This window comes from Vibrio sp. RE88 (assembly GCF_013113835.1).
Lineage (GTDB): Bacteria > Pseudomonadota > Gammaproteobacteria > Enterobacterales > Vibrionaceae > Vibrio.
The window spans coordinates 241,034-257,407 of record NZ_VTYQ01000002.1 but is presented as its reverse complement, the minus strand read 5'-3'; the positions used below and the strand labels follow the sequence as shown (position 1 = coordinate 257,407).

General features: G+C 45.1%; 12 protein-coding genes. 5 read left to right on the top strand and 7 right to left on the bottom strand.

Annotation, left to right across the window (positions count from 1 at the left end):
• Positions 1–70 precede the first annotated feature (70 nt).
• Together F0265_RS04730 and F0265_RS04725 are read left to right on the top strand one after the other, a co-directional pair.
• Positions 71–1,399, top strand: a complete 1,329-nt coding sequence (locus F0265_RS04730; RefSeq protein WP_253809327.1) for a GGDEF domain-containing protein — start codon at positions 71–73, stop codon at positions 1,397–1,399.
• A 252-nt stretch (positions 1,400–1,651) separates the two neighbouring features.
• Positions 1,652–2,944 (top strand): insulinase family protein, encoded by a 1,293-nt coding sequence (locus F0265_RS04725; RefSeq protein ID WP_171748002.1) that lies wholly within the window; start codon positions 1,652–1,654, stop codon positions 2,942–2,944.
• A 47-nt stretch (positions 2,945–2,991) separates the two neighbouring features.
• On the opposite strand, the gene F0265_RS04720 is transcribed toward F0265_RS04725, so the two are convergent.
• The 4 genes from F0265_RS04720 to F0265_RS04705 are packed head-to-tail and all read right to left on the bottom strand — an operon-like array spanning position 2,992 to position 8,541.
• Entirely contained in the window at positions 2,992–4,584 is a 1,593-nt protein-coding gene (locus tag F0265_RS04720) for an ABC transporter ATP-binding protein (RefSeq protein ID WP_171748001.1), read from the bottom strand.
• A 2-nt stretch (positions 4,585–4,586) separates the two neighbouring features.
• Positions 4,587–5,624, bottom strand: a complete 1,038-nt coding sequence (locus F0265_RS04715) for an ABC transporter permease (protein WP_039952125.1) — start codon at positions 5,622–5,624, stop codon at positions 4,587–4,589.
• Positions 5,624–6,712 carry a microcin C ABC transporter permease YejB gene (locus F0265_RS04710; RefSeq protein WP_043010177.1) on the bottom strand — a complete coding sequence of 363 codons (1,089 nt, stop codon included), beginning with the start codon at positions 6,710–6,712 and terminating at the stop codon, positions 5,624–5,626. Before F0265_RS04710 ends, F0265_RS04715 begins: the two co-directional genes overlap by 1 nt.
• 11 nt (positions 6,713–6,723) lie before the next feature.
• Positions 6,724–8,541, bottom strand: coding sequence for an extracellular solute-binding protein (locus F0265_RS04705; RefSeq protein WP_171748000.1), 1,818 nt, complete (start codon positions 8,539–8,541; stop codon positions 6,724–6,726).
• Positions 8,542–8,672: 131 nt separating this feature from the next.
• Here F0265_RS04705 and F0265_RS04700 point away from each other — a divergent pair, with 131 nt between their 5' ends.
• Positions 8,673–9,707, top strand: a complete 1,035-nt coding sequence (locus tag F0265_RS04700) for a GGDEF domain-containing protein (RefSeq protein ID WP_171747999.1) — start codon at positions 8,673–8,675, stop codon at positions 9,705–9,707.
• A gap of 24 nt (positions 9,708–9,731) precedes the next feature.
• Here F0265_RS04700 and F0265_RS04695 read toward each other — a convergent pair whose 3' ends face one another.
• Both F0265_RS04695 and F0265_RS04690 read right to left on the bottom strand, forming a co-directional pair.
• On the bottom strand, positions 9,732–10,250 hold the full coding sequence (locus tag F0265_RS04695) for an NUDIX hydrolase (RefSeq protein ID WP_006961192.1): 519 nt from the start codon (positions 10,248–10,250) through the stop codon (positions 9,732–9,734).
• A gap of 59 nt (positions 10,251–10,309) precedes the next feature.
• Positions 10,310–11,947 carry a methyl-accepting chemotaxis protein gene (locus F0265_RS04690; RefSeq protein ID WP_171747998.1) on the bottom strand — a complete coding sequence of 546 codons (1,638 nt, stop codon included), beginning with the start codon at positions 11,945–11,947 and terminating at the stop codon, positions 10,310–10,312.
• A 309-nt stretch (positions 11,948–12,256) separates the two neighbouring features.
• On the opposite strand from F0265_RS04690, the gene F0265_RS04685 reads away from it, so the two are divergent.
• The gene (locus tag F0265_RS04685; RefSeq protein WP_171747997.1) at positions 12,257–13,255 is read left to right on the top strand and encodes a 2-hydroxyacid dehydrogenase; all 999 of its coding nucleotides are present in this window, start codon (positions 12,257–12,259) and stop codon (positions 13,253–13,255) included.
• 37 nt (positions 13,256–13,292) lie between these two features.
• Here the strand turns inward: F0265_RS04685 and F0265_RS04680 are convergent, their stop codons facing one another.
• Positions 13,293–15,653: an ATP-binding protein gene (locus tag F0265_RS04680; RefSeq protein ID WP_006961195.1), complete on the bottom strand. Its 2,361-nt coding sequence runs from the start codon at positions 15,651–15,653 to the stop codon at positions 13,293–13,295.
• Between the two features lie 214 nt (positions 15,654–15,867).
• Between F0265_RS04680 and F0265_RS04675 the strand changes: the two genes are divergently transcribed.
• Positions 15,868–16,362, top strand: coding sequence for a hypothetical protein (locus tag F0265_RS04675; protein ID WP_019274700.1), 495 nt, complete (start codon positions 15,868–15,870; stop codon positions 16,360–16,362).
• The last annotated feature ends 12 nt before the right edge of the window (positions 16,363–16,374 follow it).

Below are 16,374 nucleotides of genomic sequence, written 5' to 3'. Positions count from 1 at the left end.
TAGACTTTTGTGACAATGCTCCATAACATTTGAGTTCTTGATGACTATATAAGCAAGATAAACATAGGAAATGTTTTTACATTACAGCAGGCCTCTCAGCTCGTCCGCCAATATAGAACTGCGTTGTTTGGCACTCATGCTTGTTGCTGTTTTCATTGTTAACACGCCTCTAAGCTTCATCAAAGACGCCAAAAAGAAAGACATCTCGTTCCAGCTAAAAGCCATTGACGAGACACTGAATTTGCGTAAACAGCAAATCAGCAGTTATACCGCTCTCAGCAAAACCCATATTGCTCAGCAGTACTTCACGCATCCCGACCTGTTTAATGATCTTACTCAGCATTTACTGGAAAATCAGAACTTGATTACCAGTATTGAGATAGTCAGCAAAACCCCTTCTCGTCATTATCGATACAAGAATCTCATTGATTCTTATAACTCTTTTTACGCCAGTAGCCTGAACCAGGAAGCGCACCAAATACTCTATCAACCCGACTTAGGCTTGTTTACTGAGATCGCGCCTGTGTATCAAGGATTCCAACACCTTGGCTACCTTGTCTTGGACGTGGATATGAGTGAATTTAATAACACAAGTCGCGACAATATATTGCTGATGGATGACGATGGTTTTATTTATTCAAGCTCACATCCCGCTATCAGCAGTTATCAGTATTTGCCCGATGTTTACTCGAAAATCTGGAATGATTTGAATCGCAGTCAGCGTTCGGAAGGCATACTCGAACAAGGCGACAATTATTTTGTTTATAGAGACATCGGTTTTTTCAGTGGTAAGCCTTATTTCCTTCTAAAAGTGGTTCCTAGAGACGAGTTTATTCCAAAATATCTTTATCTGATCTTGGCACTTTTGTGCATCAGCATTGGGGCATCCTACTATCTTTATAAACTCAGGCAAGAGCGCCGTGAGTTAAATAAAATCACCTACACCGACCAACTTTCTGGTTTACATAACCGCCACTATCTGCAGAAAGTAGAGCAACAAAGCTTAGCCAGTAAAGGCTACTTTATTGGCATATTCGACATTGATCATTTCAAAGCCGTGAATGACAAGTACGGTCACGATGTAGGCGACCAAGTCATCAAACGTGTTGCTGCCATCATTAAATCTCGTATTCGCGTTGCCGATTACGCTTTTCGTATCGGTGGAGAGGAGTTTGTCGTGCTAATCAACACAACGTCACTTCAAGATGCCAAGCTAGTGATGGACAGAGTCCGTACCGATGTATCACAATTCACCCAAGCTCCGAACGTAACGATATCGGGCGGCTTACATCTGGTGGTTGGCACTTTATCTCAATCCTTAAAACAAGCTGATGTGCTTCTTTACAAAGCAAAAGAGAATGGACGTAACGTAATCTATTGCCAACAAACAGACTGCTAACCTGTTTCAAGAACGAGACATAGTCTACTCAAAATCGAATACAGTTTGACTAATCAAGTTAAGTTGTACAAAATCCCGCCACATTTTATAAATGAATACGTTCAACTCTGGTTGTAACAAACCAGCGATGCGAGGAAAGGCCATCCTTTCTCAATCATGGATACGATTTTCGCTCAATTTCGCCGCTAAGTTGTCTCAGACAGGTCGATTGATGAACAGGGAAACACTTAAGATTTTCTTCAGGAGTTTGCTGTGTCTATCTATAACCGCGCTTTAACAATAACGTTGACAGCTGTTTTTACTGCTATCACTGCCTTGCCTGTTATCGCAAAACCAACCTCTCCCCTTTGGTTCGAACATACCGATATTACGATGCCTCGTAATATTGAGGCTTCGGTTCTAGAAAATGGCATGCGCTTGGTTTTAGTTGCTACGCCTAACAAGCAACAAGCATTAGAGCTGCGCCTTAGAGTTGGAGCTGGTGTTGCTCAGGAGCCTTCGCATCTTCCGGTCTCTCGTGTTGTCGCGAATCAAATAATTGGCGATTCAAAGTGGTCAGCAACGACGGATTACCAGCAAACCGTCTACAGTCTAAGCACAACAGGCAACAATCAACAGTCATTAGAAGGTGCATTGGAGTTCATCGAGGCAAGCTTCTCGCAGCAGACCTTTGTGCAGCAAGCTTGGAATCAGTCACCAAATCTGACCGATTACCCCACTGTCGTCAGCCAGAAGCAGCGTGACGCTTTAGAGCTGGGTAAAGGTACTTCGTCAGTAAACGAAGCATCAGCCAGCCAAGTGCAGTCGGAAGATCTAGAGCACTACTTTTCCCAGTATTATGTACCAACAAACATGACTTTTGTTATCGTAGGGAACTTCAAAGCTCGTACGCTGCACAATAAGGTGCAGAAGGCGTTTTCTCAATGGCATAACCCAACACCTCCGACTAAAACTCAGCTGCCTACTCTAAGTATGCGTAACAAAGGAATTTCAGGTATTCAAGGGGAACATAGTGTTTCACTCAGTGCGCTATCGCCTGTGTCGGACGATGTCGATAGCAAATTGATGCGAAAAGACGTATTGCTCGCCACTATTGCCAATCAGATCCTAGAGCATCGTATTGAGTCTGCATTGGTTAATGCCCACTCTTCGGCAACCGTTTCTGTTAAGAATGAAATCTTGTTTAACCAGAAACTCTTATCTCAAGTGTTGGTTTCAAAGATTCCTGATGGTGAACAGCAAGCTATAAAACAGATTGTTGATCAAGAAGTCAAAACAGCGTTAGCGGTAGGCTTTACACATTCTGAATATGAAGCGGCCGTTAGTGAGATTCGATTGAACAAACAAGCAGAATTAGCTGCATTTAGGCAGGCTGGGCCAGCCGCTATGGCGGATCGCATGGTCAACGCGATTGATAATGGCTCGGTCTACACCACACCATCCTTTGAGCTCGAACTTATCGATTTTCACGTGGCACATTTAAGTGAAATCGACATTAGCAAAGAGTTTGAAAAGATCTGGGCTCACAGACTAAAAAATATCTAAACAAAAAATCAAAGGCTGCAGTTTGCAGCCTTTGTGTTTCTCAGCGTCTAAAAACTCGAAAGCTCGACCAACTCTTTGGTATAGGACTGTTCTGGTTGCTTAAATAACAAAGCCGTCTCGCCCTGCTCAACAATCCCGCCTTGCTTCATGACAATGGTGTAGTGACATAACGATTTGACGACATTCAAGTCATGGCTGATAAACAAATATGTCAGCTGATACTTTTCCTGTAGCGATTTCAGCAAATCCAAGACTTGAGCCTGAACTGTGCGATCCAGAGATGATGTGGGCTCATCAAGTAGAATAAACTCAGGCTTAAGAATCAACGCTCTGGCTATCGCAATACGTTGACGCTGCCCGCCAGAGAATTCATTTGGATAACGGTGGCGAGTTTCAGGATCGAGATCCACTTCCTCCATAACCTCGCAGATCATCTTATCTACAGTGGCATCGTCGTATTCGTGATGAACACGTAGCCCTTCTCCAATTACCTGTGCGACAGACATCCGCGGGTTAAGTGCAGAAAATGGGTCTTGAAACACCACCTGCATTTTACTTCGATACGGCAGCATGCGCTTTCGATCTAAGCCTTGCAGCTCCTGCTGCTGGTAAAAGATTGAACCCTCGGAGTGCACAAGGCGTAAGATGGCCATACCCGTTGTTGACTTACCGGAGCCGCTTTCGCCCACCAGCCCTATCGAGTGCCCTCGCTTTAGGTCAAATTTCATATCCGTAACAGCTTTAATATGAGAGACAACACGCTTAAATAAGCCTCCCGTTATAGGAAACCAGACTCTAAGATTATCGACTGACAAGAGGCTGCTAGAATCAACCGGAGTTTCGACTGGCAAGCCTCTAGGATCAGAGTTAATGAGTTTCTGCGTGTATGGGTGCTTAGGCTCGGAGAAGAGAGAACGACAATCCGCCTCTTCGACTAATTCTCCATTTTGCATCACCGCAACTCTATCCGCGATTCGACGCACAATACTGAGATCATGGGTGATAAACAGCATTGCCATGCCCAGTTCTTGCTGAAGGTCTTTCAAGAGATCCAAAATTTGCGCCTGCACGGACACATCCAGTGCTGTTGTTGGCTCATCAGCAATTAGAAGCTCAGGCTCGTTAATCAAGGCCATGGCTATCATCACTCGCTGCCTTTCGCCGCCCGACAACTCATGGGGGTACGCATTAATCTTCACATCCGGATTACGGATACCCACTTTACCTAGCCACTCAATCGCTAAGGTCTCCGCTTTTTTCTGTCGCACACCGCGATGAATGGACAGCGTTTCAACCAGTTGCTTTCCAACTTTGTGTAAAGGGTTAAGAGACACCATCGGCTCTTGAAAGATCATTCCGATCCGGCCACCGCGAATACCCCGTAGTTGCCTCTCCGAGCAGCTCAGCATATCGATACCATCAAAATTGATACTACCTTGCAAATAATGGGATGAGCCCTTAGGAAGTAGCTTCAACACTGAATTTGCGGTGACAGACTTGCCTGAGCCACTCTCTCCAACCAGTGCAAGCGTTTCGCCTTTGTTGATAGACAATGAAACCTGATTAGTCACTTGTTCGACATCTTTTCCACGGCCAAACCCTACTGATAGACCGCCTATTGTTAATACTGGTTTGGTCATAGTTATCTCCCCTGATGATGAGGGTCAAAAGCGTCGCGAACGGCTTCGCCAACAAACACTAGCAGAGTCAGCATTACCGACAATACAAAAAAGGCAGAGAAGCCTAGCCATGGAGCTTGTAAATTAGCTTTCCCTTGCGCCAATAATTCACCTAATGAAGGCGAACCAGCCGGTAATCCAAAGCCCAGAAAATCAAGAGAAGTCAGTGTGGTTACCGAGCCGGAAAGAATGAAAGGCATCATGGTCAAAGAGGCGACCATCGCATTGGGTAGCATGTGGCGTCTCATGATACGGCTGTCATTCACGCCCATTGCCTGCGCTGCTCTCACATAATCAAAGTTACGGCAACGCAGAAACTCTGCCCTGACGACCCCAACTAAGCTCATCCAGCTAAACAAAACCATAATACCGAGTAGCCACCAGAAATTGGGTTCGACGAAACTGGACAGAATAATCAACAAGAAAAGCGTCGGCATTCCTGACCAGACTTCGATAAAGCGCTGGCCTAACAAATCAAGCCAGCCACCGTAGTAGCCTTGTGAAGCCCCAACAATCACTCCAATCACGCTGGAAATAATGGTCAGTACAAAACCAAACAGAACAGAGATCCTGAAACCATAGATGATTCGTGCCAGCACATCCCGTCCTTTGTCATCGGTACCAAGTAGGTTAACGTTGTCGGGCGCAGAGGGCACCGAACCAGAGATGTTGTAATTGATCGTGTCGTAGCTAAAACGAATCAAAGGCCAGATGATGTATCCTTTCTCTTCAATCAGCTCAATGACATACGGATCGGTGTAATCCGCTTCGGTCTCAAATTCCCCACCAAACTCAGTTTCCGCATATTGAGTCGTGATCGGGTAATACCACGCACCTTCGTACTCCACTAGCAATGGCTTATCGTTGGCTATCAGTTCTGCAAACAAGCTAAACACGAACAGCGTCATGAAAATCCACAGTGACCAGTAACCACGTTTGTTTGCTCGAAACCTAAGCCAGCGCGCTTCATTTAACGGATTACGTCTTCTTTTCGTCAGCATTAACGCGCCTCAAAATCAATTCTTGGGTCAACCCAGGTGTATGTTAAATCAGAAATTATGCTCAGAATTAGGCCAAGCAAGGTCATAATGTAAAGGGAACTAAATACGACTGGATAGTCTCGCTGTATGGTTGACTCAAACCCGAGTAAGCCAATCCCTTCGAGTGAGAACATTACTTCAATCAGCATGGAGCCGGTGAAAAAGATGCTGATGAACGCCGCAGGGAAACCAGCAATGATGATCAACATCGCATTGCGAAACACGTGTTTGTAAAGAATACTTCTTTCATCCAGACCTTTCGCTCGTGCCGTTACAACGTATTGTTTATTGATCTCATCGAGAAAAGAGTTCTTCGTCAGCATACTCAGTGTTGCAAACCCACCGATAACCATTGCCAGTATCGGTAATGTCAGATGCCAGAAATAATCGATGATTTGCTCATACCAAACGAGCTGCTCAAAGTTGCTGGATACCAGCCCCCGAAGCGGAAACCAACTAAAGTAATTGCCACTCGCAAATAAGATAATCAAGATGATGGCGAACAGGAAACCGGGGATCGCATACCCAACAATCACTACAGCGCTTGACCAAACATCAAATCGGGAGCCATGGTGGATAGCCTTCATGATGCCCAAAGGAATAGAAATCAAGTAAATGATCAGCGTGCTCCACAAACCCAATGAAATAGAGACGGGTAAGCGCTCGATAATCAAATCAATCACATTACCGCCTTTGAACAGGCTTTCACCAAAGTTGAATGTAGCGTAGTTTTTGAGCATTTCGAAGTAACGCACATGCAGAGGCTTATCAAAACCAAACTGCTTTTTTATCTCTTCAACCACTTCTGGGTCCAAGCCTCGCGAGCCTTTATAGCCAGTCGAGTTAGCATCACTTCCTACATCGAGGTCAACTTCACTGCCGCCCCCAGCAAAACGTTCCATAATGCCAGAGCTATGCCCTTCTAGCTGCGCAATAGCCTGCTCAACCGGCCCTCCCGGTGCTACCTGAATAATGAAGAAATTGATGGTGATGATCGCCCACAGCGTGGGGATCACCAAGAGTAAGCGACGAAATATATAGGCTGCCATCTATCCCTCTGTTAACGTCGTTTTTCAGGCAACTTGGCGGCTTTATCCTTTGATATCCACCAAGTATCAATACCTAAGTCATATCTAGGCATATTTTCCGGACGCTCAAATTTGTCCCACATCGCTACACGATATTCACTCACGTGCCATTGTGGAATGATGTAAAAGTTCCACTGCAACACGCGATCGAGAGCACGCCCTAAAGAAAGCAATGCATCTGGGTCTTGCTGTTTCTTGGAGATTTCCATCGTTAGACTATCAACGACTGGATCAATAACACCCGCCGTGTTGTAGGTCGAGTCAATGTAGTTGGAGTTCCAGACAATCATTAAGTTCGGGCTTGGATATGGGTTCGCAGAGTAGGCTGAAGAGACCATGTCAAAGTCGCGATCACGAAGTCGCTTAATGTACTGTGTGGTATCAACTGAGCGGATCTTCATATCGATGCCCATACGCTTCATATTTTTCTGTACTGGAATCGCAATACGCTCCGCAGTCGGGCTATAGATCAATAGCTCAAAGCTAAACGGTTCACCTGTTTTGGTATTGGTTAGTACTTTGTTTTTCAGCTCCCAACCTGCTTCTTTTAGCAGCTTAAACGCTGTACGCATCTGGGCACGAATACGCCCCGAACCATCGGTAACCGGAGGCTGAAACTCTTCTGTAAACACACGAGGTGGAATCTCGTCTTTAAACGGCTCTAAAACCTTCAACTCCTGAGCGCTCGGTACGCCCTTCGCTTCATAGTCGGTATTCTGGAAGTAACTACGTGTTCGAGTGTACTGACCGTAGAACATATTCTTGTTCATCCACTCAAAGTCCATCGCATAGGTCAGCGCCTCACGGACTCTGGCATCTTTAAATACATCACTTTGCGTATTGAATACAAAAGCTTGTGTGTTTTCTGGTTTTTGATGAGGGATTTCCTGTTTGGTGATGTAACCTTTATCAAAGTTCACACCCGTGTACGAATTTGCCCAGAACTTCGCCGAGGTTTCCAAACGAAAATCAAATTCACCTGCTTTGAAAGCTTCCAACATTACAGTGTCATCCCGGTAGTAGTCGTATTGCACTTCCTTGAAATTATTACGACCGACGTTTACCGGTAGATCTTTCGCCCAATAGTCATCAACCAATGAATAAGTCACGCTCTGGCCAGATTTATAATCGGCAATTTTATACGCTGAGCTGCCAACTGGAGGCGTAGAAAGAGGTTCTGAAAATTTCTTGTCTTTCCAAAAGTGTTCCGGCAACACACGGGTAGATTGAGCAAAGCTGAACATCTTTTCGCGATTAGGTGTTGCCATTTCAATGCGGACCGTCAGATCGTCCTTGGCCGTTACCGACTTAATATCTTTGTAGTAAACGCGATACTGCGGTACACCTTCCGTCATGAATTTATCGAACGTGAAAGCCACATCGTGCGCAGTTATTGGCTCACCATCGTGAAAACGTGCCTTAGGATTAATGTCCATTTCAAGCCAGGTATAGTCGTCCGAATATCTCACTCTCTCTGCGATCAGAGGGTAGTAAGCATCGATTTCATCACTGGGAGAAAACATGAGCGTGTCATACAACTCCCCTGTTGCAGCAGCGGCGACACCTCTGGAGGCAAATCGGTTAAAGTTATCGTACGTCCCGACCCGACCATAAGTAATTTTGCCAAACTTTGGGGCATCTGGGTTTACGTAATCAAAATGAGTAAAGTTGTTTGGGTATTTAGCCTCACCAAAACCGACCAAACTGGTCGTTTCGATAACTTTGGCGTAACCGAACGAGCTAATGCTCGCGATCACGGCACCTAAAAGGACGTTGCGCATTTTGGTCATTCCCTGTTTCCTCAGCTGAATTCGCTATTCTTTCATTACTATACTATTAATTAACATTAATAATTCAATTACTTGAATAAGTATAGGTGTTCGCTAAAAACCTATCGAAGAGTTCACGTCAAGGATGCGCTATGCCACAGATTAGTGACCTGTTTAAGTTTGGACCGTTTGAACTACACCAGCGCTTGGACGCGCTTTCCTTGTCATATGGCGATAGTCAGGCATGGCAAAGTTCACTCACCAAAGAAAGCCGAGAAGAGATTAAAACGGCGGTCTACACTCAACTCCTTCAGCATTTTGAACACTCTGACGTGGTTAGCCAAATACTTGGCCACTTCCATATTCACCAGTCCTTAGATGCTTATCTCGATACGCTGCTGACTCAAGATTTAGAAGAGGGGTATATTGAAGGGCTCGCACAACACATTCTTGGCATTGCCAAATATGAAGAGGTGCATGAGTACTACTCCATTGTGAGCCATGTATTACATCGATGTATCATCGATAATCTGGCTAGCCGCTGCCGCTCCTTAGAGAGTTCTCGTTCACTTGAGCTTCGCTTGCAGTTGGATTTGTCTATCTTACTCCAATTTTTGCACACCAAATCGATGGAAGACTCTCGTCGCTACGCCTCATTAATGGAAGTAAAAGATCCGCTAACCGATCTGTACAATCACAACACCTTTCCTAATGAACTAGAAAAAATGCTGGCTCGTTGTAAGCGACACAAAACCAGCGTGCTGGTGTTAGACGTGCATTTAGAAGGATTGGGGGCGATAAACCGCCGTTTGGGCTATGAAGCTGGCGATACGTTACTACAAAGCTTCGCATTCATTGCACAAGAGCTCATTCGTCAATCTGATTTGATTGCCAGGGGGACGTGCGGCAACTTTCATTTTGTCTTGGAAGACAGCACAAACAGAGATGGGAAAGCAATCTGCGAACGCCTCATTGCCTCCGTAGACAACTCGTCAGAATTACCTATTACGTTGCAAATTGGCGGAGCGAGTTATTCTCCAGACAGTGATATGGAGGGTGACGAGTTGTTGGGTCTAGCTCATGAACATATGGAATTGGCAAGAGCGCGCTCACTCATTAACCTTCGCCATGAATACAGCGTCCATTTTGATAGCAAAGATAATTTGATCCAATTGATAAAAGGATAAAGCCCGCAAGATACGGGCTTTGATTTAGAGCATTTCTTTAGCAATCATATGTAGCAAAAACGTCTCACGCTCGATACTCATGCCTTTCTTCGGGCTCTCTGCAATGGTCTTTTCGTTGTGAGCAATCGCTTGATGGATGTTCATCCATACGGCCTTCATACCGTTTTTGATTTCATAATCTTCGTACGCGGTTTCACCTAATTCACGATCCACTTTACAGGTGTAGCAATAAGAGTGCATGTGCATCACATCAGCATCGTCTTTGTACCAAGGGCGAAACTCTTCGTAGATACCATATGGCTTGATATTGTGAATGTTTTGCGCACCAGTTTCTTCCTGAAGCTCTCGTACCATACCTGCGATAATGTCCTCGCCATCATCAATACCACCACCTGGGATGGTGTAATCATGGTACCGCTCGGTATACAGCAAAAGGATGTCTTCACCATCAATAACAATGGCTCTTGCAGCATTACGTTGGAAGACAGTTTTGTCATCGAGGTGGCTGATATCAGGGTGAATAGCAGTTTTCAGATGTCGCATTCAATGTTCACGATTAAAAAATTTGTCGCGATTCTACCATATCACCCTGATGCCTCAAGCTAAGCCAGTTTGAAGCGATTAATCATTGCCATTAAGTCATCAGAGACTCGCCCAAGTTCCTTACTAGAGCTAGCCATCTGAGTCGACTCTCCAGACACCGTAGATGCCATGTCACTCAGGCTCACGACATTGCGGTTAATATCATTCACCGTCACGGTTTGCTCTTCTGCTGCCGTGGCGATGTGCTGATTCATTTCCTCAATGGTGTGCACTTCTTTGTTAATCTTGTTCAGAGCCTCACCAGCCTGACTTGAGAGCTCTGATGCATTGGTGGCTTTAGCGGTGCCTTGGTCCATGACTTTCACCACGTTTTCAGCGCCGACCTGTAGTTTCTCAACAATGTTCTGAATCTCTAAAGTAGACTCGTGCGTACGCAGAGAAAGGCTTCTTACTTCATCGGCCACCACTGCAAAGCCGCGGCCTTGTTCACCTGCCCTAGCAGCTTCGATTGCCGCATTAAGAGCGAGTAAGTTCGTTTGCTCGGCAACGCCACGAATCACTTCAAGAACTGTGTCAACGTTACGAGCATCTGAGGCGAGTTTTTGAACGACCTGACTGGCAGATTGAATTTGCGCTGCAAGCTCGTTAGCTTCTTGAACGTTTTTATCAATGATGATGTGGCTGCGATTGGCTTCTTCAGCCGCTAAGCGACTGGCATCATTCGCTTCTACAGTGCGAGCTGCGACCTCTTCAACCGTCGCGAGCATTTCAGTCATTGCCGTCGCAAGCATGTCCACATCGCTTTGCTGCTGATTAAGACTATCGTCGATGTGATGGACGGAGTTAGACAACTGATTGGCCGCACTAGACACTTGGCTACCCGCATCACTGATGCTGAGCATGATTCCCTGCACGGAAGCAACAAACTGGTTGAAATAGCGAGCCAGCAATACCAGCTCTTTACTGCCTTCTTCAGGTAGCCTCTGGGTCAGATCACCTTCTCCTTTAGAGAGGGTCTGCATAGCACTGACGGTGCGCTTGATAGGAGATGTGATCGTCTTGATGAAGAAGCCAATCGTGATAGAAAGGACAGCAAGAATACCAATCGCGTAACTCGCAGATGCGACTTCAGAACGATACATGTCAGTCTGAAGAGCGACCATATTCATGCCAGAGCCAATCATCCAACCCCATGGCTGAAACATTAGCGCATAGCTGGTTTTAGGGTCCATTTTCTCGCTATCCGGATTCTTCCAGCTGTAGTCGACGAAACCACCGCCATTTCTGGCAACCTGATAGAGCTCCTGAACGAAGAATTTACCTTCGCTGTCTTTTAACCCAAGGATATTTTTGCCAAGCAAAGAGAGCACACCGCTGGCTAACTGCACGCCATCAGAATCACCGACAAAGATGTAGTTGTCACCATCAAATCGCATGGCGGAAATGGTTTGTAGCGCTCGACCTTGAGCTTCGCTTTCTGAGATTTGACCCGATTGATAGAGCTGGTAATAGTGCTTCGCAACACCTGAAGCAGACTCCACCAGAGTTGACACACCTCGCTCATAGTTTTCGCGCATGTGCTCGCGGGACTGGGCAATGTTGAGGAGAGTATTCGCAAATAAACCAATAGCAAACAAGCCTAATATAGACCACGCTCGTGCTGCTATGGACACTTCAGAAAGCTTTTGTTTAATCATATCCATATTTCCTAGCCAGAGAACAAAATTCCTTCAGCCCTTAGCCTCACCTCCACCTAAGTCGATGATTAATAAGCTAAGAGCTATTTAATTTATAAATACCACTTTAGCAGTTAAAAAGTGATCTTGAGATGAAAATTGAGCGATTTTTGCGAGCCACTTTATTAATAATAAAAAAGTCACTGTAAACGGCTGAGGAATATAAGTGTTTAATTTTCCATAGCAAATTTGTGGTTTAATTTTTTCTTGAATCACGGTTCAATAGAAGCCGTTCTATTTCCTCCCGTAATATTTTGAGAGAGGTCTATTATGTTAGATGTCGCTGTGTTCAGTGCTAAGTCTTATGACGAAGCATCCTTCGCTAAAGTAAACAAACAGTATGGATTTGAACTGCATTTCCATGAATTCCAGTTAACCAAAAAGACCGCCAAAATGGCCCATGACTGCCAGGTGGTTTGCGCGTTTGTAAATGACGACTTATCTGCGCCCGTGTTAGAAGCACTTGCAGAGCAAGGTGTAAAACTGATTGCAATGCGTTGTGCTGGTTTTGATCGCGTTGATTTAGATGCAGCAAAGCGCCTTGGTCTTCAGGTGGTTCGTGTTCCCGCTTACTCACCAGAATCTGTCGCAGAGCATACTGTTGGCTTAATGATGAGCCTGAACCGCCGTTTCCATAAAGCTTATCAGCGTACCCGAGATGCAAACTTCTCCTTAGATGGTTTAGTTGGCTTTAACTTTCACGGTAAGACCGTGGGTGTTATCGGCACAGGTAAGATCGGCATCGCCACTATGCGCATCCTCAAAGGTCTAGGCATGAACATCCTTTGCTTTGACCCATTTGAGAACCCTCTGGCCATCGAGCTGGGAGCAAGCTACTGCTCAAAAGAAGAATTATTCAAAAAAAGTGACATCATCACGCTGCACTGTCCGATGTCTGAAGAAAACTACCACCTCCTAGATAAAAAAGCCTTCAGTAAGATGAAAGATGGCGTCATGCTCATCAACACAAGCCGTGGCGGATTGTTGGATGCTGCCGCTGCCATTGAAGCCTTAAAAACAGGGCGAATCGGCGCTCTTGGGCTGGATGTCTATGAGAATGAGAAAGAGCTCTTTTTCCGAGATAAGTCTAATGACGTCATTGTCGATGATGTATTCCGTCGCTTGTCTGCATGTCACAATGTTCTCTTCACTGGTCACCAAGCTTTCCTGACTGATGAAGCGCTCGGCAACATAGCGGACACTACCCTAGGCAATATTGATGCCTTTGGGAAAAGCCAAACCTCTGGTAATGAACTGGTAGAGCTATAAAATTAAAAAGGGCTTTCATATGAAAGCCCTTTTTTGGTTATTTCCTTAATGCATTGAGCTTGGCTTGAGCAATCCCAAATACCGTATCAATTGGGTAACTGCCCTCATCACTTGGCTCACCCGCAGGTTTACCCATGAATAATTCGATAGCTTCAGTCACATGGTCAATCGCCCAGATTTGAAACTCGCCTCGTTCAACCGCCTTCACAACATCAGGGCGTAGCATGAGGTTGTGCATGTTGGCTCTTGGTATGATCACGCCTTGATTTTCACTGCGACCTTTAATCGTACACACATCGAAGAAGCCTTCAATTTTCTCGTTAACACCACCGATAGGCTGTGCTTCACCAAACTGGTTCATCGAGCCTGTAATTGCAATATCTTGACGGTTAGCTTGTTTAGAAAAGGCCGACACTACCGCACAAAACTCCGCCATACTTGCGCTATCACCATCGACACCACCGTAGGACTGCTCAAACGTGATTGTCGTAGTTAAAGGCACTTTGGCCGTTTTACCAAATACTGAAGAGAGGTAAGCGGTTAAGATCATCACACCTTTTGAGTGAATGCTGCCACCTAAATCAACACTACGCTCAATGTCGATCACTTCACCGCCACCATAACAAGTTGTCGCTGTAATACGGTTTGGGGCACCAAACATGTACTCACTGGTGCTCAAAACAGATAGCGCGTTGACCTGACCGATGGCTTCTCCTTCAGTTTGAATCAGGGTAGTTCCGTTGATGAAACCTTCCATCACACTGTCTTTGAGACGACTGACTCGCATCTCCTGATTGGCTAGCGCCTCTTCAACATGGCTAGAACGAATCATGTTCGAGTTAGCCTGACGAGCAACGTAGTTTGACTCTCGGATCAGGTTAGCAATGTTAGCTGAGTGCAATGAAAGCTTGGTCTGATCGCCTGACAATCGAGAGCTATGCTCGATAATCCGAGCGATGGCCTTCTTATCACAATGGAGCATATTGTTATCGTTGACGACACTGGAAATAAAACGCGCATATTGCAGTTCGGACTGCGGGCTACGGGTCATTTCATCTTCGAAGTCAGCCGTTACGCGGAACAGTTCGCTAAACTCCGGATCGTAATGTTGAAGAAGTTGATAGGTTCGGTAATCCCCAAACAGGATAATCTTAACGTCCAATGGGATGGCTTCAGGGTCTAGCGAAACCGCACCTGTTAACGTGACCTCTTTCTCCAGCGAGGTAAAGCTTAGTTTGCGAGCTCGCAGTGCACGCTTCAATCCATCCCAAACATAAGGTTGTTCCAGTACTTTTTGAGCATCCATCAATAGTACGCCGCCATTGGCTTTATGCAGACTACCTGGGCGAATCAGTGAGAAGTCCGTAAAAACGGTACCTTTGAAAGTGGCTGTTTCAATGTAACCGAACAAGCTGTGATAGTTCGGGTTCTCTTCAACGACAATAGGAAACTCATCATCTTTACGGCTTACTAGAACGTTAACCTTGTAACGACGTGGAAGTTTCTTATCTAAGGATGCTGTAGCAACCTCTCCTTGCTCTGCACTTTGCTCTAAAAAGATGTCAGCGTTTTCAACAATATCTTGCTGAAGTTCTGTTAGATAAGCTTTGATTTCTGCGTAGCCGGAGTAGTCCTTTTTCAGCTGTTTGATAAAGTGAGTGATGACATCCAATGTTACATCGTCGTTCAGTTTCTTAATTTTTTCACTGTACGCTTCTTCCCACTCCGTCAACTGACGAACCATATCTCTCAACTTGATTTCAAGTTCATCAATGGTAGAGCCAAAATACTCTTGCTCTTTCTTAGTCAGCTCCTCAAAAGACTCTTCAGTGTGCATCTCCTCACCATTCATCGCGACAAACTGGTAGTCACCCTGAGTAGTAATCGTGAGACTGATGCCTTTGGTTTTTGCTTCTTTAGTGATGACGGCTAACTCTGCTTCCTGCTTTTGCGCCAGTTGGTTTTTAAGCTTATCGGCTCTGCTGTAGTAGAGCTCATTGTCGAATGCCAGAGGAATGGCGTTGACCAGTTTTGACATCAATTTCTCGATGTCTTGTTTAAGTTGACTGCCGATACCACATGGGAGTGCCAGTACTTTGGGCGTCCTGATATCTTCAAAATTTGCGACATAACACCAGTCATAAAGTGCTTTCGCATCGTGCTGGTGGCGATTGAGGTAACGCAAAATCATTGTTCGCTTACCAAGGCCATTTTGGCCAATAGCATAGATGTTGTAGCCCTTCTCCTTAATGGACATAGCGAACTCTACTGCCTTTTGAGCACGTTCTTGACCGACGATTTCGTCAATGGGTGCCAGCTCTTTTGTAGACTTACTCGGTAGCATTTCCAGCTCCGCAGCATGATACAGCTGGCTCATTTCTAGCCGTTGAATTGCCATCTTTCTTTCCTTATTGTTATTTTCCATCAACTCTATAACGACCTAGTGTAGGCCAGTTTTGGTTATATTTTAGTGACTTAGGCATTATTCGAGTTCAACTGCCTAAATATCCACCAATTATGCTGTCAAATATCATTTAAATGATAATTATTTGCAATGGCTAATGAATTGCATTTAAATATGCCTTGTTACGATTTTGGTGGAGTAATTGAACATGGATCTACAACAGTGCTGGACACATTACCTAAAAGCTGAACAGTTATTAGAACAAGGTCACTGGCCAGAGGCACACTACTTGTACGATCAAGTTCTGCATCATTTACCGACGCATATCCAAAGCGCACTAAGTGATGACCAAACCAAACCTTGCCAATTCAGCTGTTTATTAACTGGCTTACGTGATGCTGCTGTCTCTCAATCAGAGATCCTCAACAAGATGGGTCAGCATCAAAGTGCCTTCGACTTGCTCAACCAAAGCTATGCTTTGCTTCAGTTTATGTCGATTGAATCTGCAGAATTGGTTCAGGCTACCCACCACGTTCTTGATAAAAACTGTGAGGATCTTTTGCGCCATATGGGCGCGTTTTGTAGTGCTCAACGTAATGCTCAGTGGATGTTAGAGTTTGAACAAGTTCAAAAAGCTCATCACCACTTCTCAGCATTGAAGAGCTATGGCAATGCAACGGAAAGCTCGCATCAAATAAATTAAAACAAGGAATGC